Source organism: Paenibacillus sp. NPDC057967 (genome assembly GCF_042887015.1).
In the GTDB taxonomy this organism is placed as follows: domain Bacteria; phylum Bacillota; class Bacilli; order Paenibacillales; family Paenibacillaceae; genus Pristimantibacillus.
The window spans coordinates 134,975-155,008 of sequence record NZ_JBHVQB010000013.1; the positions used below are offsets into that span (position 1 = coordinate 134,975).

Here is a 20,034-nt window from a genome sequence, read left to right on the forward strand (position 1 = left end):
ATCTAAAATGATGACCTTTGGGATAGCCCCTCTATGTGATAAAGAAAACGACAAACATGACTTCTTCATGGTCTGGTCAAGCGGGCATTAATCCAGTTGAATCGGATTCGATTACCCTCTGCGCACTTGCTCGAATTCCGAGATCATCGCTTCTGTCACCGCATCCGGCGTATTCTCTTTCAGCCAGACCTGCCCGAACATCTGAATGACTTTAATGACGGGGAAATCGCCCCAGAATCCGATAAATTCTTCATTCAACACTACTTTGTCTACCACATGCTCGTTCATAGCATTTAGGGTCCGCTCCAGAATGTCGCGCGCGTCAGTGTCGCTGATCCAGTCATTCAGCAGACTGAACTTATGGAACGAGATCTCCTCTTTCCCGAAGTTGCAATAAAGCCGCTCACGAAGCCGAATATCCCGCGAGGAGCTGCCGGCCGATAGCTGGAAGTAGCCCGTTTCAGCCACCCATTTGCCCCACTTCGTGTTGTAATAGGCGAATTCACGTTCCTCCAGTTCGAAGGAAACCTCCTTCGACTCTCCAGGCTCAAGCGCGATCTTCGTGAACGCCTTAAGCTCCTGATCCGGCCTGATCCACTTGCATTCCTCATCATGGACGTATAGCTGCACAACCTCTTGTCCGAATACCGATCCTGTGTTGGTCACGCTGAAGGACACCGTGACGCCGCGCTCATGCTGGACCGCCTTCATCCCGGCATAAGCGAAAGTCGTGTACGACAGTCCGTGGCCGAACGGGAATTGCGGAGCAAGCTCCTTCTTGTCATAGTAGCGGTAGCCGACGAACAGTCCCTCCCGGTAATAGAGCTTGCCGTTCTCGCCGCGAATTCTCATATAAGAAGGGTTGTCGGATAGCTTGACAGGGAACGTCTCCGACAGCTTGCCGGACGGATTCACATGGCCAAGCAATATCTCTGCGATCGCCCGTCCGCTGCCTTGTCCGGTCAGCCACATATGAATGATGCCTGGTACATGCTGTACCCATGGGCGCATGGCGAGAGCGGTGCCGCTGCTTGTAATGACGACGCAGCGCGGCTGAACGGCGGCAACGGCCTGGATCAGCTTCACCTGATGAGCAGGCAGATCAATCCCGCTCAAATCATGCATCTCCGATTCCGCATACTCCGGCTGGCCGACGAACAGTATCGCCATTTCCGCAGCAGCAGCCAGCTTCGCGCTTTCCTCGATCAGGGCATCATCGATGATATCCTGCTGAGGGTATCCATCCGCATAGGTGAAGGCAATCTCGTCTCCCGCAAGCTTACGAAGCTCGTCAAGCGGAATATCAACGAACGTCGGTGTAACCTCGGCACTGCCTGCGCCCTGAATGCGAGGCTGTTTTGCGAAACGTCCAATGACAGCGATAGACTTGACCGCTTCGCGGTTGATCGGCAGAATGCTGCTGTCGTTCTTAAGCAGAACAATGCTTTCAGCCGCAGCCCTTCTTGCAAGCGTGTGATAATCGGAGGAGGTTGCTGCACCGCCAGCTGATTCGGTGGCTGCCGTCGTCTTGCGAACCAGTTCCACTATTCTGCGCACAGAAGCGTTCAGCTTATCTTCCGACAGCGCTCCGCTCTGCACGGCAGCAACGATAGCTTTGGCGTTGTAGTCTGCAGGACCTGGCATCTCCAGATCAAGGCCAGCTTTGAGACCTCGAATCCGGTCGTTAACAGCCGTCCAATCGGACAGCACGACACCGTCATATCCCCATTCCTCGCGCAGGATATCATTCAGCAGATGCTCATTTTCGCTGGCATACGTGCCATTCAGCAAGTTATATGAGCACATGATGGTCCATGGATTAGCTTTTCGCACAATCCGTTCGAAGGCGCTGAGATAGATTTCGCGAAGCGTTCTCTCATCTACCTCCGAACTGGTCACCATCTTCTCGTGCTCCTGATTGTTGCAGGCAAAATGCTTCACCGAAGCGCCAACGCCCTGGCTTTGCAGTCCGTTCACAAATGCTGCGCCCAGCTCGCCAGACAGACAAGGGTCCTCCGAATAATATTCGAAATTACGGCCTCCCAGCGGTGTACGCTTCATGTTAATGCCCGGGCCAAGCAACAGCTCCACGCCCATCTCTCTGCCTTCGGCGCCAAGAGCAACGCCGATCTCCCTAAGCAGCTCCGTATTCCATGAGGAGCCGATTGCCGAGCCGGTAGGATAGCAGGTTGCCGGCAAGTTCTGACTGGTAATGCCCATTTCCTCATCGCTGCTGGTCTTCCGAATGCCGTTGGTTCCGTCGTACATATGAATAGCCGGGATGCCGAGCCGGTCGATGCCTTTGGTCATCCACATATTGAGTCCGGCACACAAGGCGGCCTTCTCCTCCAGCGTCATTTCTTTTATCAGGTCTTCGGCAGTATGTTTCATTATTCTCCCACTCCTTTATTATAGCTTGCGGCTTACTCTTGATCGTTCGCAGCTTCTTTCGTGCTGGCTGCTTTACGCTTGAGCTTCCGCATCCTCTTTCTTGCGCTCTTGCAGATCATATACTTTGTAGAACGGGTACCATACGACGAACATAATCAACAGGACAAAGGCGAGCAGCACCAATCCATTGATGCCGGATACAATATAAGTCGAAATGCCGATTGGCGTATACCAGAGCTGGAACAGCTGGCTCGGTATATCTGCGAGTCCCCAATCCAGAGCCAAATAGACGATAACCGGGATGATAATGCCGTTAATCCACATTGGCACCATCAGAATCGGATTGAACGCAATTGGAGCGCCATAGATGACCGGCTCGTTAATGTTGAAGAGTGAAGGCACGACCGTCGCTTTGCCGATGGAGCTCAGCTTCTTCGACTTGGCGAACAGGAACAGAATAGCCAGCGGCAGCGTTGCGCCTAATCCCCCCACGCCTACCCAGCCGGAGAAAAACGTCTCGAACGTATTGATATTAATAGGGTCCATTCCTTTAGCCACAAGCGCGGCATTCTCCTCAATCGCCGGGAACCAGATCGCATAGAAAATCGGAACCATCACCCAAGGACTGACACCGAAGGAATAGAGCACTACCCCGATAAAGTTGAACAAAACGAACCCGGCCAGCGTCTGGCTGATCGCATTCAACGGTTCAAACACACTAATAATGAGTGCAAAGATATCGAAGTGAAGCTGGTAAATCAGAACCCATCCTCCTGCCAGAATAATAGCGATCGGTACAAGGAAATCGAACCAGTCCACAATAAATTCGGGCAGCTTGGTATCCTTGCTGAACAAGGAGAACCGGTTGAATACATTCATGACGACCGCCACGACAATACCGACGAGCAGTGCCGCAACCATGCCTGTCGGACCAAAGCGCTCCAGCACGAACTGCACGGAGCCGTCCTCGCCGAACGTTGGACTAAGCAGCATCAGGAACAGGGACAGGCCCGTAAAGCCCGAGATGAGCTTAATCTTGTGTCGCTCCTTCTTCTGCATAACCATATAAGGCGTCAGGAAAGAAATAAACAGCCCCAGCAATCCGAAACTGAACGTCGTAATCGGCGTCAAATCCGGCATTGCGGGTATAAAATCCTTCAATATCGAAACCAGCGTAATTAACGAACCGATAAAGATCATCGGCAGCGTCACCATAATTGCTTCTTGTATCGAGTCCACCCACACATTTTTGGTGATGGCCTCCATTCGCGGAGCAAATTTTTCCGTCATCCATTTCATCAGACGATCCATCCGCAAATCCCCCTATACAATTTGATTGCCTCATATGATTGCTTATTTAGTATAAAATTGTTTGATAGCGCTTTCTTGTCGTTATTTGCCCTGGATAGGTCGTTATTTTGCCGTATTATCGCTTGTTAGCTATAGATTGCCTAGAGGAAATTGTACCTATACAGCAAAAAACACCCCTGCCTCAGGGGTGCTTGTTGTCTATGATGATTTTCCTCCAAGAGCATATCGTCCATGCCTGCTTGGCTATTCGTAAATCGGTTCAAGGAGATACATCGCTACGCCATGCGGCGAGAGCGTGCAGTTCAGCTCATATCGTCCATGTGCCTCAATCGTTGTCGCCGCAATGGCCGGTCCGCTTCTTCCTTCCAAATACTCCAATTCTTCATGTGTAGGGTGCAGAGGCGCGCCGAGCTTTACCCACTCGTCGAATACAGAGCCGCAATCCCGATCCAGACGATAGCTTGTCAGCTTGTAGATTCCCGTCAGCCCTTCCAGCAGTACTGTGATGGCTCTATGCCCGTTCTCCTCAAAGACAGAATAACGGCTCAGTTCCGTCAAGCCTGACCAATCCCCGCTTGCGAACAGCTTGTCGACATGCGTGTAATAATAGAACAAAAGCTGCAGTCCGCCTCTCTGCCTCCCAGTCACGATATATCCGTCACCCTTGGCTATGAGTCGTTCTCCCAGCTTGCCCAGCAGCTTCAGCGCAAAATACCCCGGCTTCTTCAGGCCATCCCGATTCACTAGACCGAAACCTCCGTAGAATGGTGATGGCGGGACAACACTCTCCTCGAACACATCCGTGAACGACCAGAAGGCTATCGCATCCATCGTCCCGATTGTCGCTGCGGCATGGTGGATGACAAATGGCGCCATAAACATCGTATCGTGAATCAGATTCCGGTCGTATAACGAGAAGTTCCACTCTGTCATATACAGCTCCAGAGACGGCGATTTCTCTATGCCAAGCTTGGACCTCAGCCTGACTACGCTGTCAAGGTAATAGGAAGGCGGCATGATTCTCGTAAGCTTGTCGGCCTCATCCTTCCGCTGCGGGTACTCCGAATAGACATGGAAGGAGAAGAAGTCAAGCGGAACGCTTCTATCCTGGCAATAAGCCATGAAGTCCTCTGTCCATTCGTCATTCCATAATGAACCGTAGCCAAGCGCAGGCCCGCCAACCTTCAAGCTGGAATCGACGGCCTTGATGGCTCGTGCGGTTGCTTCATAGAAGAAGAAATATTCTTCCTTGCTCCCTGCCCAGCAGACTCCGGACAGGTCGGGCTCATTCCATACCTCGAAGTACCATTGCCTCACTTCCTCGATGCCGTACCGGTTGAGACAGTGAATGAGAAAGGCACGGACCAAGCCGTTCCACTTGTTCTGATCCGCGGGCGGGGAGATGTTGCCTCTCCACCAGAAAATCGTCTCCCCTGATCGGCGCAGCAGGCTCGGCATGAAGCCGAGCTCAACGAACGGACGAATGCCTGCCTCCAGCAAGAAGTCGTAAAGCTTATCTACATAAGCCCAGTTATAGATCGGCTCGCCTTCCTCGTTCTCCTGGTAAACCATCATTTCATCGTTGAAAATACCATGAAAGCGGATGTGGCTGAACCGCATCTCCCTCTGCATCTCCATAAACTGCTCACGCCAATCGTAGCGCAATCCCTCCGCCGCTCTTCCCGCTGTCGTCACTTTGTTCCAGTGCGGCGCATAAGGCGTACCCTCCGCAGCGGCATCAATCGAGAGGAGCACCTCCTCTTCCGCAGCGACCGGCGAGAGACGATGGCCTGTTTCCCGATCCTTCGACTCATCTTGCTCCAGATAACGGAACAGCGATTTCATCGCCTGAATGGTATCGGTCTCATAATAATCGCCGCTTGAGGATTCTTCATAGGTTAACGGCTTGCGATTCCCTTGTGCCGACCCGGCATTCAACGCCGATTCCCGATAGACGCTGGGCGTGCAGCCGAACTTTTCCTTGAAATATTTATTGAACAGCTTGACGTTCGCAAATCCGCAATCCAGCGCGATCTGTGTCATGCTGTTGCCGGTTTCCGTCAAGGCGGCAGCCGCCTTCTCCAAACGGACGGAGGTCAGATACTTCTGGAATGGCACTCCGATCTTATCGCTGAAAAAATGAGAGAAATAATGCAAGCTCAGATGTTCCTGATCAGCCATCGTCTGCAGCGTAATTTTTTGGCTGTAATGGCTGTCTACATATTGAAGGACACGGCTCAGCCTTATATAATCGTAATCCTTGGCATCTTTGTTGCCGACTTGTCCCGCATCCTTGGCGAAGTATCGCTGCAAGCATCCCGCCAGCAGTTGCAGGCTTCCCAGCGCAAAGCTTCGATAGCCTGGAGCTTTCTTGCTGGTTTCCCACGCCATCCGCGCCAGCTCGCTGCGGATCCGGTCGAACGCCCCACGATGGCTTCCTTCTCCTTGATCCGAGATGCAGTTCAGGCTGACTCCATCGCCAAGCAGCTCAGGATTGAATTGCAATGTAAGCAGCACATTGTCCTGTATCGTTCGCTCAATCTGATGGACGGCCATACTGTTAATCGCAATGATCCCGTCCTGCCCCAGCTCATATTGTTTCTGATCCACATGGACGATAACGGTTCCTTGCAGCACATAAATCAATTCGAGCTCTTTGTGCCAATGAAACGGGATATGCTCAACGCTGTTGACGAAGAGACGGATCGGCAAGTCATCCTGATGTTCAATCATTTCGTAGTAATAACGCATGGCCCGTACTCCCTTCCATCCTTCTATTATGGATGGATTGAAGGGCGGCTACAACAGCTTTGCAAAGAAATCCGTAACAATCTTGACCGCTTCAACGGCGAGATCCAAGAGCTGATCGATCTTCTGGAGGAAAGCGGTATGAAGGTGCTGTACGACCAATACGTCGAAGTTGAGGACAGGCTCGCTTTGATCGGTCGCAAAGACTATAGCGATAAGGACCGGGCAGAGCTCGCGGAGTGACTGAAAGCGTGAACCCCTCAAATGCTCTGATGTTGCTGTACCATCAACCGCTTGGCTTCGATATTGCGCAGCAATAAGACATCGACCTGGTCGTATTCGGCCATACCCATCGCGGCCAAGCTTCTGAAAAAATAGTCAGAGCGCCAGCCCTCTGACATAGAAAGTAAAGAAGCCTTCGAATCCACTTTGAAAGTGGAACGAAGACTCCTTTCATCAATAAACTAAATGATTGAACCTATAAACTCTACAGCACTTCGGAGGCTGCCCGCCCAGCCGCTCTGCCGGAGAACAGGCAGCCGCCAAGGAATGTTCCTTCCAGCGCACGATAGCCGTGCACACCTCCGCCGCCAAAACCGGAAGCTTCTCCCGCCGCATAAAGCCCTTGAATCCGCTCGCCTGTGGCATTCAGCACGCGGCCTGACAGGTCGGTCTGGAGCCCGCCCAGCGTCTTGCGGCTGACAATGCTTAGCCTCACGGCAATCAGCGGTCCGTTCTTCGGGTCCAGCAGCTTATGCGGCTTCGCCGTGCGGATCAGCTTGTCGCCAATATAGTTGCGGGCACCGCGAATCGCCGTCACCTGTAAGTCCTTCGTAAACGCATGATCCATCTCCCGATCACGCGCGATAAGCTGTCGTTCGATGGCTGACGCATCAAGCAGGCGACTGCTGACCAGCTTGTTCATGCCGTCGACCAGTTCCTTGATCTCGCGGGCGATGACGAAGTCCTCCCCCTTATCCATGAAAGCCTGAACCGGCCCCGGCGCGCCTGGCAGCACTCGTGACAGCACCTTGCGAACACTCTTGCCGGTCAAATCCGGGTTTTGCTCCGAACCGGACAATGCAAATTCCTTCTCGATAATCTTTTGCGTCAGAATGAACCAGGAATAATCATAACCGCTGTTCTGAATCGCTTCCAGCGTGCCAAGCGTATCAAAGCCGGGGAAGTTCGGCGCGGGAAAGCGGTTGCCAGTAGCATCAAGCCAGATCGACGAAGGTCCCGGAAGGATGCGAATGCCATGATCACTCCATATGGGGTTCCAGTTCTTCAGCCCCTCCGTATAATGCCACATCCGGTCGCGGTTCACGATGCGTCCGCCCGCTTCCTCCGTGATCCCAAGCATTCGCCCGTCCACATGGGCCGGCACGCCGGACAACATGCGCGCAGGAGGCTGGCCCAGTCTGCTCGGCCAGTTGCGCCGAACCAGCTCATGGTTGCCGCCAATGCCTCCGCTTGTGACGAGCACCGCTCCCGCTTCATACTCAAACGTATCCGCAATCTCTCTTGAGCTTGCTTCACCTCGCGCGGCATTGGTGGGAATTAAAATGGAACCGCTTGCACCAACAATCGCGCCATTCCGTTGAATCAGCTGATCGATTCGATGGCGCGGACGGTAATCGATTCTGCCTTGTGCGATATGTTCTCGGACCCGCCGTTCGAATGGCGCTACAATACCGGGGCCTGTGCCCCATACGATATGAAAGCGCGGCACCGAGTTGCCATGCCCATCTGCCAAGTAACCACCCCGCTCCGCCCAGCCGACCATCGGGAAGAACCGAACGCCCATGCCATGCAGCCAAGCCCGTTTTTCACCTGAAGCGAAATCGACATAGGCTTCAGCCCATTGCTTGCCCCAGTAATCTTCATCCTCGTCGCGGTCAAAGCCTGCTGAGCCAAGCCAGTCCTGCCAAGCCAATTCCCTGGAGTCCCGAATGCCCAGCCTGCGCTGCTCCGGCGAGTTGACCAGGAACAACCCTCCAAACGACCACCAGGCTTGGCCGCCAAGCGAAGCCTCCGGCTCCTGATCCAGCAGCGCAACCTTCTTGCCAGCATCTGCAAGCTCCGCTGCCGCTACAAGTCCTGCAAGCCCCGCGCCTATCACGATCGCGTCCGATCGATGCATCCTATACCCCTCCATTGACCTATTTCTTCTATCATCTTATGCAAGGAAGGAAATGACAATAGCTAATTTAGGCGAGATAACGGATGATTGTTATTTCACTGAGCTTAACCCCATATTTTCGAATACATTGGCTTATTCATGATCTCCGCCAGCTTGTCGGATGATATTTCCATGATAAGATAATCGCCTACGGCATGCGGTATCGGAATGCTGATGCCTAAAGCATTCGTAGTGAAGTAGCTGGAAGCGCCGAAAGGACGTTTAGTTGGGATCCAACACAAAAAAGCAGCCATTCGGCTGCTTTTTCTCAAGGCTTCAAAAGCTGTTCCACTCTTTTTTCGTGTTGCGCAAGTTCATTCCGTAAGCTGGAAATTTCAAATTCCAGTGCCTCCCGTATACGATGGATAGAATAGGTCAAAAAAATGGATAGCAAACTGGCAGTAAAGATTAGAAACAGAAAAAAATATAAAGCCATATCAAAATCTGCTGTATGTTGATGTCGCCGATCAATTAATATAATCACTCCATAACAACTAAAAATAATGACAACGATACTAAAAACCGCATTCAGGATAGTGAACTTTTTTAGTATTTCCGTTGAGTACATGATGTCCTCCTATGAATGGAATGGCGGTTAAATTGTCCTCATTCCATATATACTTATTGTGTTGAAGTATAATTCAATTGAAAATCTTTCGAAATTGGAGTACTTGAATAATTGTCCCAATTAAACATATCGAAACTGACCTTTAATGCACCAATTTGATTTTGTGAGCCATTGGAATTCTGAATATAATTCAAGATGGCATGATAAGTAAAATAGTCCCCATTATTGTTAGCCCCACTATGATTTGTACTCTCTTCGAACTGATAATCAGAAAGTTTCTCACCAACTGCAAACGTATCGCTATTTTGCAGACTCACCCCCGCACTCCCCAATGTTACTGTTCCAGTACTGGATGACATCGTATTAATGTATCCAAGTACAGTCGTGTAAGTAGATGCTCCAGGCAATGAGGAAAGTGCTTTTTTCAATAATTGCGCTGTGATTTGATCACCTACCTTTTTAATTCCTGTAAGACCCGAGTACTTATACATCCGTCCTTGCTGTTCCGTTTTAACAAAAACAGATCTGTTTCCACTAGCAAAAGAAATTTGTAAATTCCGATAAACAAAAACATTATTTCCATAGTAGGTGTAATTCCCAACACGTTGATGCTCAGCAACTTTAAATGAAGCAATCCATCTCGAGTCTTGCGACTTTACATTTACATATTTATATTCAACATATGGCAAAGAATAACTCTGGTAATGCTCTCCACCGATATAAATTGAATGGTAAAAAGTGGTTGGATTCGTCCACATCGTATATTGATCTAGCCCCATTATCTGGGCATCACTTATTCCCATCTGACTCAATAACTGTTGATCGCTTTGAAGTTCCAACTTCTCGCCTGTGTTAGCAATGTCTAGGAACCAGTACATATCTTTCCGGGAGTCTCCTTTTGTAAAATCACCTGCTTCCAAGTGACTAAAGACCTTCGGAAGGGTATCTTCAAAAATATACAATTCTTTGTTTGAATCCAGAAGATAAATCTTCAAATTAGCGCCAGACGTAACAGTAGCCTTTGCTTCTGCAGTCGATGCTACCAAAAAGTTATCCTTTTGATCGTCATTAAATATTTCGAAAAGTAAAATTTCAAAATTCTTTGTGGTGTCTTTTAAGTCGCCGACAACACTATTAGCCCCCCGTTGTGATTTATACCCGGCGTGCAGTGTTCCACCGGCATTCATGCCTGTCTCTTTTCCATTGTTAAGAACTGTGGCTTCGAAACTTATTTCATTCTTAATAATACTGACGTTCGATAACTTCATGCTTACATCATTTAATGAGCGAGCGCTACTTAACGAAGTTCTATTGGATGGAGGTCCCGTCAACGTTTTATTAAAATCGTCTACAGATAAATTTATTCCGTTCAAAGTAATTGAGGATTTGGAATCAGATTGGAAATCTGCAGCGCTTACGATATTGAAAGTGAACAGCATGCTGAATGCGACTAATACGGATAACATTCGAGTTTTCATACATAGTCTCCTTTTAATTAAAATTGGTAATACAGCATAGATTAATCAAGCTTATGTCTATTGTGTAAGCACCAATATTTGATTTGTTCCCTCCTCCCTTCAATTTTTCTTTGAGTTTTAAAAGGATAAATTATCCTCATTTGTTAAAACACCACCAACTGGGAGTTGGTTGCAGAAAATATAAAAAACCAAAAAAATTATTTACATCTTTATAGTCACTAAAATGATCGCTTATTAGCTTAATCTCACGCATCGAAAGTTTATAAAAACTTTCCTCGCCTCCTATTGGCTTGCCGTGTTCGCCTGATTATCGCCTATCACAACAAAAAGCTAACTAACAATGGCGGTTGACCTAATGAATGCGATATTCCACACATAATCGACAGTTTCGAATGCGGTTGATGTTTCTTGCGAAATACACGAATTACCGTTGCTCTCCGATCATCTTTGTTAATTGAAGTAGACATTCATCTCCATACCAATCTTATGCTTCCGTTCAACTTACCTTTACATTAGGTTACTTTTATCCGATCTATTAAAATTGATATCTCCATATACTGTAAAGCTGAAAAATGGAAGGCAGAGAGCATTTGCATGTTTAGAATTCCCCCTTTCCATTAACCACCCCGCCGTCCGTCCCAGTCCCTCCCCGACTCAAGGCCAGCATGAAGAATAGACCCGGGACCGTTACCGGAAGGCGGCGTACCCGGTAGAATAAAGACATAGAAACGAGCGAGAGGAAAGGATGAGGAACATGAGAAAACTATTCCGATCTAACACGGACAATAAATTGACTGGACTTTGCGGAGGCATCGCTGAATATTTCGGCATCGACTCCACCATTGTAAGATTGCTGGTCGTCATCACCGCATTCTTCAGCTTCGGAGCAGTAGTGGTGCTGTACTTCATAGGTACGATTCTTGTACCGAAGGCGCCGCTAGGCGATATGTCCTTCATGAATAACTATAATCACAAGCATTACTAAACTAAGCTGTACAAACAACCAAACTACAAACACAATCTAAGGAGAGATGAGATATGGGAATTTTGCAACGCGTCGTGAATATGACTAGAGCTGCTGCTAATGAAATGCTGGACAAGGTAGAAAATCCGGTGATGATGCTGAATCATTACTTAAGAGATTTGGACGAGGAAATTGACCGCGCCGAGCGCGCTTTGGTACAGCAACAGGCACAGGAGCGCATGATGGGCTCCAAATTCGAAGAGCTGAATACGCAAGCCCGTTATTATGAGGAAAAAGCGGTACAGGCAGCTACGGAAGGCCGCGAGGCTGAAGCCCGTACTGCTCTGGAAGCGAAGCTGCTGTATCAGGAGCAAGCGGAGGATACGGATCGACTGCGCGGTATCGCGGGGCAAGCCGCAATCGACTTGCAGCTGCGTGTTGAATCGCTGAAGGAAGAAAAAACGCGTCTGCAAAGCAAACGCGCTGAGCTGGTTGCCCGTGTTCGTCAGTCATCGGCACAAGCTGGCGGCAACGGATTCGCTGCCCCTCATCTGCAAGGCAGCGCCGCTGCACGCGGTTTTGAGCGAATCGAGCAGAAGGTGATGGAGTGGGAAGCTTCACGCGAGCTTTCCAAAACATCCGCCGGCAGCTACGTCAGCCCTGCTGTCCATGACCAGAAGCAAGAACAACGCAATGCGCAAGTCGAAGAACAGCTGCAACGCCTGCTGCAGAAGCAATCCGGCAGCTAGCCTTCATATAGATGAAGAACGCCCCGCTACCTGGCCGGGCGTTCTTTCTTCTGTTATCCCCTTGGCCAACTAACCCTAATAGTCGTGCCTTGACCCGGAGCGGTATCAACTGTAATATGTCCGCCCATCGCTTCTACCAGATCCTTCGCTATCGCCATCCCAAGTCCCGTACCTTCTGCCATCGCCATACTGTCTGTCCCACGGTAATAACGGTCGAACAGCCTACCTGCCATTTGCTCATCCATTCCTATGCCATTATCGGAGAACAGAATAGAAATGCATTCCGCTTGATCCTCATTCATGACCGTAACCGTCAATTGCGTATCTGGCGGATTATGCAGCAAGGCGTTAGCCGTTAAGTTCATGACTACGCGCTCCAGCCATGGCGCATGCAGCGTTATAGATATATCATGCCTCCACGGCACAAACCTTACCCTATGGTTGTCAAAAGAAGGATGGGACGCAGCTTGTTCGACCGAACGGCGAAGCCAACTGTTCAGTTCAATCTCTTCTCCTTGCGGCGGCTGCACGCCTGCGCTAATCCGGTACGTAATGGCAAGATCATTGATCAGCGTATCCATATGCGCGGATTTCTCCAGCATCGTTCTGGAGAACTGGCGCACTTCCTCCGCACTCCATTCATACCGCTCTTCCGATAGCATATGAGCATAACCTTTGATGGATGAGAGCGGCGTCTTCAAATCATGAGTGATGCCCGTTATCCACTCTTCTCGCAGACTCTTGTTCTGCACGCGAAGTTCCCGGTCTCTGAGCAACGTAGCAGATAATCGCTCAATGGAGTGAAGCACGTCTGAAAATATGCGGTACCGCGGCCTCCATCCGCCTTGGCGCCCGCGGCTTCTCGGAATTCCTTTCCTGTCTGCCGGTTCCTTATATTCCCCTTTGCCCAATAGATCAAGCCATGCCAGCATATGCAGCATAGGAGATCCGAATCGATGAGCATTCCATAAGGATAATAAGAAGAAGACCAGCACCAAAGCGAGGAACATTGCCGAGACGGCAATCAGCAGCACTTTACTCTCAGGCGGAAGCATTGCCGTATCGGATCGCGCACGCTCATACGCATTTGGCATAGCAACGAGCCATGTTCTGTCCGTGACATGGTCATAGATCGAATCGATATAATAACTGTAGCGTTCCGTATATATGGTTCGAAGGGCCAGTTCATGAACGCTGTATCGATCCGTCACATCATGCGGTTTATTGTAGGAAGCCAATTCAACTCCATCTCGATTCAGCAACTGCAGATATCCGCCAAGCACCTGCAGACGACTAGCGACCCCTTCCGGCAAACGCAATTTCTCGTGTTCATCAAATCTCCCCTGTGACGCGACTGCTTCTAGGATCGGTCCAATCTCGTTTTTTACGCCGTAGACAACAGTGTAGACCCGCCCATGTTTCTCCTGAATCCACAGATATAGATGATAAGGAAATGAGCTTTTGCCCAGCCAATAAGATACGATCTCGCCTGGCGCATATTTCAGCGGCACATCCTTTGGCGCATTATAGGACGTCTCCACTACGCCATTCTCATCCAAGCTTTGCAACCAGCCATTATTCTCTTTCACTTGCTCCAGCAGCTCCGGATCGAACCGAATGCCCTCAGGCGTCAGCTTCGATGATTCTACTAGCCTCTCCAGACCGACAGTTGAAAAATCCTTCGTGATGCTTATCTCAGCATAACGATGCGTAATCCATAGGAATCCCGCAGTTACGATTAGCAGTGCGACAACGCCAGCGATCGACAGCTGAAGCGTAAATCGCAACATAAGCCGCCTCTTCATAGTCATAGATGTCCCTTTTCCTGTTCTGGCTTATTAACCAGCTTATAGCCCATGCCTCTTACATTAACGATAAACTTCGGGCGGGAAGGATCTTCCTCTATTCTCTCCCGAATACGATGGATATGCACCATTACCGTATTGTCGTCATTCAGCGCATCGACGCCCCATACCTGCTGATACAGCTCGCTTTTGCCAAAAATCCGGTTCGGATGCTTGCACAGATAGAGCAGCAGTTGAAAAACAAGAGCAGGACAGGATACGGATTGGCCGTTCACGACCAGCTCTCCCGCTTCTTCATAGACCTGAAATCTGCCGTAATCATAGACGGTTGCTCGCCGCCCGTCGCCCAGAACCTTCCCCTGCTCGTTGGGCCTGAGCGCCGCCATATATCTCCGCAGCTGGGAACGAATTCGTGCCACAACCTCCATCGGATTGAACGGCTTCGTAATATAATCGTCTCCGCCTACGGCGAATCCGGATAGCTTGTCAAAATCGGAGGTTCGCGCTGTCAGGAACAAGATGGGCGCATCCGTATATTGCCTGAGAAATGGTGCTGCCTCCAGGCCGCTGCGTCCCGGCATCATCACATCGAGCACTATAAGATGATAGGTCTTCGCAGCGCATGATTCCAAGGCCTCCTCTGCGGAACGAACCGTATCGATATCGGTGAAGCCTTCTTTACGCAATACGGTTTTCATCATTTCAAGTATAGCGAGCTCGTCATCGACAAGCAGAATAGAAGCGTCGTTCATAATCGTCCTCCCATAGGTGTCCAGCTTTGCTTCTATTTTAACATGACGGGTATGAACCTACTTCGATAGCTGTCTTAACGGAGTCTTAATTTTCCTAGCTGCGCAATCAGCAATCCTTAAGATTCCGTTTAGGTTCTGTTTCATGCGCCTTTAAACTGAGGTGCTACGATGTAGATGACAAAAGGGTAAAACTGAACGAGATAAAAGGAGTGGGGACGTATGAAAAGCCAAATGCCAAGACGCTACAGAATCGTTGGAGCGATTCTCGCAACAGGTGCTATTGCGGGGATGCTAACCGCTTGCGGAGGGGAAGCCAAGCCTGCTGCCACGCCGCAAGCATCACAGGTTAGTCCGGGAGGGGAACAAGTGGAGAATGAAACGGGCCAGATAGAGGCCGCCAACTTGGCAAAAGCTATGCTGGATGGCGAATACTCGCGCATCTATAAGCAATTATCCCAAGAATTTCGATCTCAAGTAGGCGAGGAGGAATTCAAAGCGATAGCTGCAGATGCTACAGCAGGAATTGAATCCTTTAAGGAATCCAGTTCACTGAGGCTGAATGGTCTGGAGCAGCGGTTATGGTTAAGCACCTCTAATGAAGTGGGGATGTTTGCCGCATTTGACGAAGAAAACGTAATTGTAGCCCTTCAATTCCAGGCACTAGAGCAGCATGCCGATACCGACCAACTCTATACGAAGGCCACCTATGATTGGCCTATGCACGGGGAATGGTTCGTGTTTTGGGGCGGAACGAATGTATTCGACAACTATCATTATGCGCATCCTTCCCAGCGATACGCCTATGATTTAATTCAAGAGAAAAATGGCATGTCGTACGAAGGAGATCCCACCAAGAACGGAAGCTATTATGCTTTCGGACAGGATGTGGTCGCCCCTGCCGACGGAACAGTCGTTGAAGTTGTCAACGATATCGCAGATAACGAGCCTGTCGGGGTGATGAACGAAAAAGACCCTGCTGGCAATGTCGTCGTTATCGATCATGGAGAAGAGTACAGCTACCTCGCCCATTTGAAAAAAGGATCAGCCACGGTTAAAGTCGGCGACCAAGTGAAACGTGGCGACAAAATCGGCGAAGTCGGCAATTCCGGCAACTCCAGTGAAGCGCATATGCACTTCCAGGTATCGGACGGCAGCGACTTGTTCGAATCCTCCTCCATTCGCATCAAATGGTCAAATGAACTCGAACCGATTCGCGGAAAAACGATTAGCGCTCAAAAATAACGTTTAACGTACAAAGACTGCCCCTTAGTTGTCTGCATCTCCAACGCTAGATTCTCTCTAGAAACGGAGGTACAGTTCGGTGAGAACGGCAGTCTTTGTTCTTTATCGAGGATGCTCGTTTAACGTTATGTTATCAGCTACTCTTCGTATATCATCCGCCTGGTCATGCCGCCATCCACAGTCAGATGGGTGCCTGTTACGAAATCATTGTCCGGGTGGGTCAAATAAAAGCATGCCTTGACGATATCCACGGGCCTACCTACGCGTCCCGCTGGATGTTGGGCATGATCCTCAGAGCGGAGAGCGTTGTAATCCCCGGTCTCAATCCATCCGGGACAAATCGCATTCACGCGGATATGATCCGGACCAAGGGAGACCGCCATCGCATGCGTCAGTCCCAGAATACCGGCTTTGGATGCCGCGTATGCTTCTGAATTCGGCTCCGACATATGCGCCCGAGTAGAAGAAAGATTAACAATGGCGCCGCCGCCACGCTTTTTCATCTGAACCGCAGCCTCGCGGGAGCAGAGGAAGGTCCCCCGCAAATTAGTATGGATAACGCTATCCCATTCATCCAGCTCCAGCTCGTAAGGCGACTTCCAAATGCCGAAGCCAGCGTTGTTGATCAGGATATCGATGCCCGTGGCCAGCTCTTCGACTTCCGCAAACATGCTGGAGATATCGCCAGGGATGCTTAGATCGGCTGTGACCGAGATCGCTTTCCAGCCTTCCTCTCCGAGCTGCGCTGAAGTTGCTGCCAGACCGCTTTCATTACGATCGGCTATGACGACGCGCGCTCCGCTTCTCGCATAGGCCAGCGCAAGCGCTTGTCCGATCCCCGCTCCCGCTCCTGTAATGAGAACGACCTTACCTGCAAAACGTGTCTGTACCTGCTCTAATCCCGGCATTCTGCTCCTCCTTCATGATCTGTAATCGCTCCATGCGTCCTGATCTCTTGTTATTATAGCTCTTCCAATCCATGGTTCAAAATGTGAATCGCATCTGGCGAAAGGGCAAAAAATACGATATGATTTGTCAGCATACATCAAATGATCAGTCTGATAAAAAGAACGGGATGAACCACTATGGGCATAGAATGGGAATGGACTTGGCAAGTTATATTGATTATCGTCGCAGGGGGTTTTATTGCGGCATTCGTTGACTCTGTTGTAGGCGGTGGCGGTCTGATTGCCGTCCCGGCACTGCTGGCAGCAGGTCTGCCGCCGCATCTGGCGCTCGGAACGAACAAGCTCGCCGGATCGATGTCTTCGCTTACGAGTACGATCGCTTTTTTCCGGTCCGGGCATGTGGACCTCCGATTATCTGGCAAGCTCGTGCCATTAACTGCAATCGGAGCGGTGGCAGGTACGCTGCTTTTGCAGCTTGTCCCTTCGGATTGGCTGCGTCCGCTGGTCATTGTCATGCTTTTGCTGGTGACGCTCTACACGCTCTTCCGGAAGGACTGGGGAGCGGTCAGCACCATGCGAGCATTATCTCACCGAAGCTGGGTTGCTATGGCGGCTGCCGCATTGCTGCTTGGCGGGTATGACGGATTTTTTGGACCGGGAACGGGCTCTTTCCTAATCTTCGCGTTCCTCTTGATCGGTCTGGATTTTGTAAAGGCGGCAGGGAATGCAAAGCTCCTTAACTTCACCAGCAACTTCTTCTCCTTGATTGCTTTTATTGCGCTTGGCTCAGTGGCTTACGAAGTAGGATTACTAATGGGCGGAGCTATGGTCCTGGGTTCCATTGCGGGATCGAGAGTAGCGATTAAACAGGGAGCACGGTATGTAAGACCGTTATTTATCGGCGTCAGCGCATTGCTGATCGCAAGGCAGATATGGGTGATGGCGGTGGGGTAATGGACCCTCCGCCATCTTTTCGTCACATGTTGTGAAAAAAATCACATAATTCTTTTCGAAGCTATTGCGCTCCTCTTTCCGATCGCATATGATATTAACAAATAGATGATTGTGAATCATTTCACATTATAAAATAGATTGTGAAAAGATTCACTTGGCGAAGGGTGAAGCTAGCGTCCTTCGTTCCACACAAGGAGGAGATTGGAATGAGAAACATGAACATTGCTGTTATCGGATGCACGCACGCTGGCACGGCCGCTATTACTGGAATGGCTAAGCAATACCCTGACGCCCAAATTACCGTCTTCGAGCGGAATGATAACATCTCCTTCCTGTCGTGCGGCATCGCGCTTCATGTCGGCGGTGTCGTGAAGGATTCGAAGGGGCTGTTCTACTCGTCGCCTGAGAAAATGGAAGAGCTTGGCGTAACCATGAAGGTCCGCCACGATGTGCTTGATGTAGATGCCGATGCCAAGACGTTAAGAGCGAAAAACCTGCAAACCGGCGAAGAATTCGTTCACTCGTACGATAAGCTGGTCGTCACGACCGGATCGTGGCCGATTATTCCTCAGCTGGAGGGCATCGATCTGGAGAACGTCGTCTTGTGCAAAAACTACAATCACGCACAAGCCATCATTCAGAAAGCTAGACTTGCCCGCCGCATCGCCGTCATCGGTGCGGGTTATATCGGAATCGAGCTAGTTGAAGCCTTCGAGATGCTTGGCAAAAACGTCACGTTAATCGATAACATGGAGCGTGTGCTCTACAAATATTTGGATCGGGAGTTTACAGATGTCGCGGAACGCGCATTCGCTGATCAAGGCGTGAAGCTTGCGCTGGGTGAGACGGTCACATCGTTCCAAGGCAACGCGAAAGGCGAAGTGAAAGCCGTTGTAACGAACACTGGGGTACATGAAGCGGATATGGTCGTCCTGTGCATGGGCTTCCGGCCAAATACGGAGCTGCTGAAAGGGCAGGTCGATATGCTTCCGAACGGCGCGATCATCGTCGACGAATATATGCGCACCAGCAAGCCCGACGTATTCGCCGCAGGAGACAGCTGCGCAGTCAAATATAACCCAACAGGGGAGCATGCCTACATCCCGCTTGCCACCAACGCTGTCCGTATGGGCACGCTCGTCGCCAGGAACCTTGTTGAACCTACCGTCAAATATCTCGGCACGCAGGGCACATCGGGCATTAAAATCTATGACTACAACATCGCTTCGACTGGCATGACGGAAACCGCTGCAATCGCTGCGGGATTGAACGTGAAAAATGTCACAATCATTGATAATGACAAGCCGGAGTTCATGCCAACGTACGAGAAGGTTACGCTTAAGGTGGTCTATGAGGCAGCCAGCGGCAAAATACTCGGCGCCCAGCTGCTTTCGAAAATCGATCTGACCCAGTCGATCAATACGCTGTCGGTCTGCATCCAAAACGGCATGACCATGGATGAGCTCAGCTTCGTCGACTTCTTCTTCCAGCCGCATTACAACAAGCCATGGAATCTGCTGAACCAAGCAGGCCTGCAGGCGGTGTAAGTCGCGAATGGAAGGGACAATATGACTTAATTGCAGGAAGCGGGATGGTGCGTGCTTGCGCGGAACCCTGTATTCTTTAAGTGACTGTACGCGGGGATATAGGTCGATGAGACCAACTAAGTCCTTTACGCGCACATATCCGAGCCTTAAGTCGTTCTAATCGACCTATTGGCTTGAATCGGCTGGACTCGGGGCTTTAAGTCGGTGAAATCGACTTATTCAGTCACCCGCACCATTTCCGAGCTATTAAGTCGATCTGAACGACTTGCAGCGCTTGAAGCGGCTGGACTCGGGGCTTTAAGTCGGTGAAATCGACTTATAGGGTTGGTAGCGACCACCGCCCTCCCCACACTCGCCCATTGCATACTGGATGTATGGAGCAGCAGCATTAAAGATATGTACACCCGACAGCAAAGACGGTACGCACCAACTACG

The 20,034-nt window shown here is 50.2% G+C and carries 15 protein-coding genes; 6 read left to right on the top strand and 9 right to left on the bottom strand.

The features are described 5' to 3' along the window. Positions 1-111 precede the first annotated feature (111 nt). The 3 genes from ACFVSO_RS27035 to ACFVSO_RS27045 all read right to left on the bottom strand — a co-directional run bounded on the left by ACFVSO_RS27035 (position 112) and on the right by ACFVSO_RS27045 (position 6,453). Positions 112-2,391 (bottom strand): beta-glucosidase family protein, encoded by a 2,280-nt coding sequence (locus ACFVSO_RS27035; RefSeq protein WP_387479834.1) that lies wholly within the window; start codon positions 2,389-2,391, stop codon positions 112-114. A 72-nt stretch (positions 2,392-2,463) separates the two neighbouring features. Then, the gene (locus ACFVSO_RS27040; RefSeq protein WP_387479835.1) at positions 2,464-3,702 is read right to left on the bottom strand and encodes a PTS sugar transporter subunit IIC; all 1,239 of its coding nucleotides are present in this window, start codon (positions 3,700-3,702) and stop codon (positions 2,464-2,466) included. Between the two features lie 243 nt (positions 3,703-3,945). Further along, positions 3,946-6,453 (bottom strand): GH39 family glycosyl hydrolase, encoded by a 2,508-nt coding sequence (locus tag ACFVSO_RS27045; protein WP_387479836.1) that lies wholly within the window; start codon positions 6,451-6,453, stop codon positions 3,946-3,948. Between ACFVSO_RS27045 and ACFVSO_RS27050 the strand changes: the two genes are divergently transcribed. Further along, entirely contained in the window at positions 6,424-6,693 is a 270-nt protein-coding gene (locus tag ACFVSO_RS27050) for a hypothetical protein (protein ID WP_387479837.1), read from the top strand. The genes ACFVSO_RS27045 and ACFVSO_RS27050 overlap by 30 nt on opposite strands. Before the next feature lie 244 nt (positions 6,694-6,937). On the opposite strand, the gene ACFVSO_RS27055 is transcribed toward ACFVSO_RS27050, so the two are convergent. From ACFVSO_RS27055 to ACFVSO_RS27065, 3 genes are all read right to left on the bottom strand, one after another. After that, positions 6,938-8,593, bottom strand: a complete 1,656-nt coding sequence (locus ACFVSO_RS27055) for an FAD-binding dehydrogenase (RefSeq protein ID WP_387479838.1) — start codon at positions 8,591-8,593, stop codon at positions 6,938-6,940. Positions 8,594-8,900: 307 nt separating this feature from the next. Beyond that, positions 8,901-9,200 carry a hypothetical protein gene (locus ACFVSO_RS27060; protein ID WP_387479839.1) on the bottom strand — a complete coding sequence of 100 codons (300 nt, stop codon included), beginning with the start codon at positions 9,198-9,200 and terminating at the stop codon, positions 8,901-8,903. A gap of 53 nt (positions 9,201-9,253) precedes the next feature. Next, a complete protein-coding gene (locus tag ACFVSO_RS27065; protein ID WP_387479840.1) occupies positions 9,254-10,678 on the bottom strand; it encodes a hypothetical protein in 1,425 nt (474 codons plus the stop codon). Positions 10,679-11,432: 754 nt separating this feature from the next. On the opposite strand from ACFVSO_RS27065, the gene ACFVSO_RS27070 reads away from it, so the two are divergent. Next, positions 11,433-11,663 carry a PspC domain-containing protein gene (locus tag ACFVSO_RS27070; protein WP_119801129.1) on the top strand — a complete coding sequence of 77 codons (231 nt, stop codon included), beginning with the start codon at positions 11,433-11,435 and terminating at the stop codon, positions 11,661-11,663. 53 nt (positions 11,664-11,716) lie between these two features. Further along, on the top strand, positions 11,717-12,391 hold the full coding sequence (locus ACFVSO_RS27075) for a PspA/IM30 family protein (RefSeq protein ID WP_387479841.1): 675 nt from the start codon (positions 11,717-11,719) through the stop codon (positions 12,389-12,391). 53 nt (positions 12,392-12,444) lie between these two features. Here the strand turns inward: ACFVSO_RS27075 and ACFVSO_RS27080 are convergent, their stop codons facing one another. Next, the gene (locus ACFVSO_RS27080; protein WP_387479842.1) at positions 12,445-14,181 is read right to left on the bottom strand and encodes a sensor histidine kinase; all 1,737 of its coding nucleotides are present in this window, start codon (positions 14,179-14,181) and stop codon (positions 12,445-12,447) included. Between the two features lie 17 nt (positions 14,182-14,198). Then, positions 14,199-14,948, bottom strand: coding sequence for a response regulator transcription factor (locus tag ACFVSO_RS27085; protein ID WP_387479843.1), 750 nt, complete (start codon positions 14,946-14,948; stop codon positions 14,199-14,201). A 219-nt stretch (positions 14,949-15,167) separates the two neighbouring features. Here ACFVSO_RS27085 and ACFVSO_RS27090 point away from each other — a divergent pair, with 219 nt between their 5' ends. Further along, positions 15,168-16,190: a M23 family metallopeptidase gene (locus ACFVSO_RS27090; RefSeq protein WP_387479844.1), complete on the top strand. Its 1,023-nt coding sequence runs from the start codon at positions 15,168-15,170 to the stop codon at positions 16,188-16,190. Between the two features lie 137 nt (positions 16,191-16,327). On the opposite strand, the gene ACFVSO_RS27095 is transcribed toward ACFVSO_RS27090, so the two are convergent. Continuing rightward, positions 16,328-17,098, bottom strand: coding sequence for an SDR family NAD(P)-dependent oxidoreductase (locus ACFVSO_RS27095; RefSeq protein WP_387479845.1), 771 nt, complete (start codon positions 17,096-17,098; stop codon positions 16,328-16,330). Between the two features lie 177 nt (positions 17,099-17,275). Here ACFVSO_RS27095 and ACFVSO_RS27100 point away from each other — a divergent pair, with 177 nt between their 5' ends. After that, complete coding sequence (locus ACFVSO_RS27100; RefSeq protein ID WP_387479846.1) at positions 17,276-18,052, top strand: TSUP family transporter; 777 nt, start codon at positions 17,276-17,278, stop codon at positions 18,050-18,052. 215 nt (positions 18,053-18,267) lie between these two features. Beyond that, positions 18,268-19,599, top strand: coding sequence for an FAD-dependent oxidoreductase (locus ACFVSO_RS27105; protein ID WP_387479887.1), 1,332 nt, complete (start codon positions 18,268-18,270; stop codon positions 19,597-19,599). Positions 19,600-20,034 lie beyond the last annotated feature (435 nt).

Coding starts and splice junctions, on each gene's coding strand:
- ACFVSO_RS27035 (WP_387479834.1), bottom strand. CDS start 2,391: ATGAAACATACTGCCGAAGACCTGATAAAAGAAATGACGCTGGAGGAG.
- ACFVSO_RS27040 (WP_387479835.1), bottom strand. CDS start 3,702: ATGGATCGTCTGATGAAATGGATGACGGAAAAATTTGCTCCGCGAATG.
- ACFVSO_RS27050 (WP_387479837.1), top strand. CDS start 6,424: ATGTTCAATCATTTCGTAGTAATAACGCATGGCCCGTACTCCCTTCCA.
- ACFVSO_RS27045 (WP_387479836.1), bottom strand. CDS start 6,453: ATGCGTTATTACTACGAAATGATTGAACATCAGGATGACTTGCCGATC.
- ACFVSO_RS27055 (WP_387479838.1), bottom strand. CDS start 8,593: ATGCATCGATCGGACGCGATCGTGATAGGCGCGGGGCTTGCAGGACTT.
- ACFVSO_RS27060 (WP_387479839.1), bottom strand. CDS start 9,200: ATGTACTCAACGGAAATACTAAAAAAGTTCACTATCCTGAATGCGGTT.
- ACFVSO_RS27065 (WP_387479840.1), bottom strand. CDS start 10,678: ATGAAAACTCGAATGTTATCCGTATTAGTCGCATTCAGCATGCTGTTC.
- ACFVSO_RS27070 (WP_119801129.1), top strand. CDS start 11,433: ATGAGAAAACTATTCCGATCTAACACGGACAATAAATTGACTGGACTT.
- ACFVSO_RS27075 (WP_387479841.1), top strand. CDS start 11,717: ATGGGAATTTTGCAACGCGTCGTGAATATGACTAGAGCTGCTGCTAAT.
- ACFVSO_RS27080 (WP_387479842.1), bottom strand. CDS start 14,181: ATGTTGCGATTTACGCTTCAGCTGTCGATCGCTGGCGTTGTCGCACTG.
- ACFVSO_RS27085 (WP_387479843.1), bottom strand. CDS start 14,948: ATGAACGACGCTTCTATTCTGCTTGTCGATGACGAGCTCGCTATACTT.
- ACFVSO_RS27090 (WP_387479844.1), top strand. CDS start 15,168: ATGAAAAGCCAAATGCCAAGACGCTACAGAATCGTTGGAGCGATTCTC.
- ACFVSO_RS27095 (WP_387479845.1), bottom strand. CDS start 17,098: ATGCCGGGATTAGAGCAGGTACAGACACGTTTTGCAGGTAAGGTCGTT.
- ACFVSO_RS27100 (WP_387479846.1), top strand. CDS start 17,276: ATGGGCATAGAATGGGAATGGACTTGGCAAGTTATATTGATTATCGTC.
- ACFVSO_RS27105 (WP_387479887.1), top strand. CDS start 18,268: ATGAACATTGCTGTTATCGGATGCACGCACGCTGGCACGGCCGCTATT.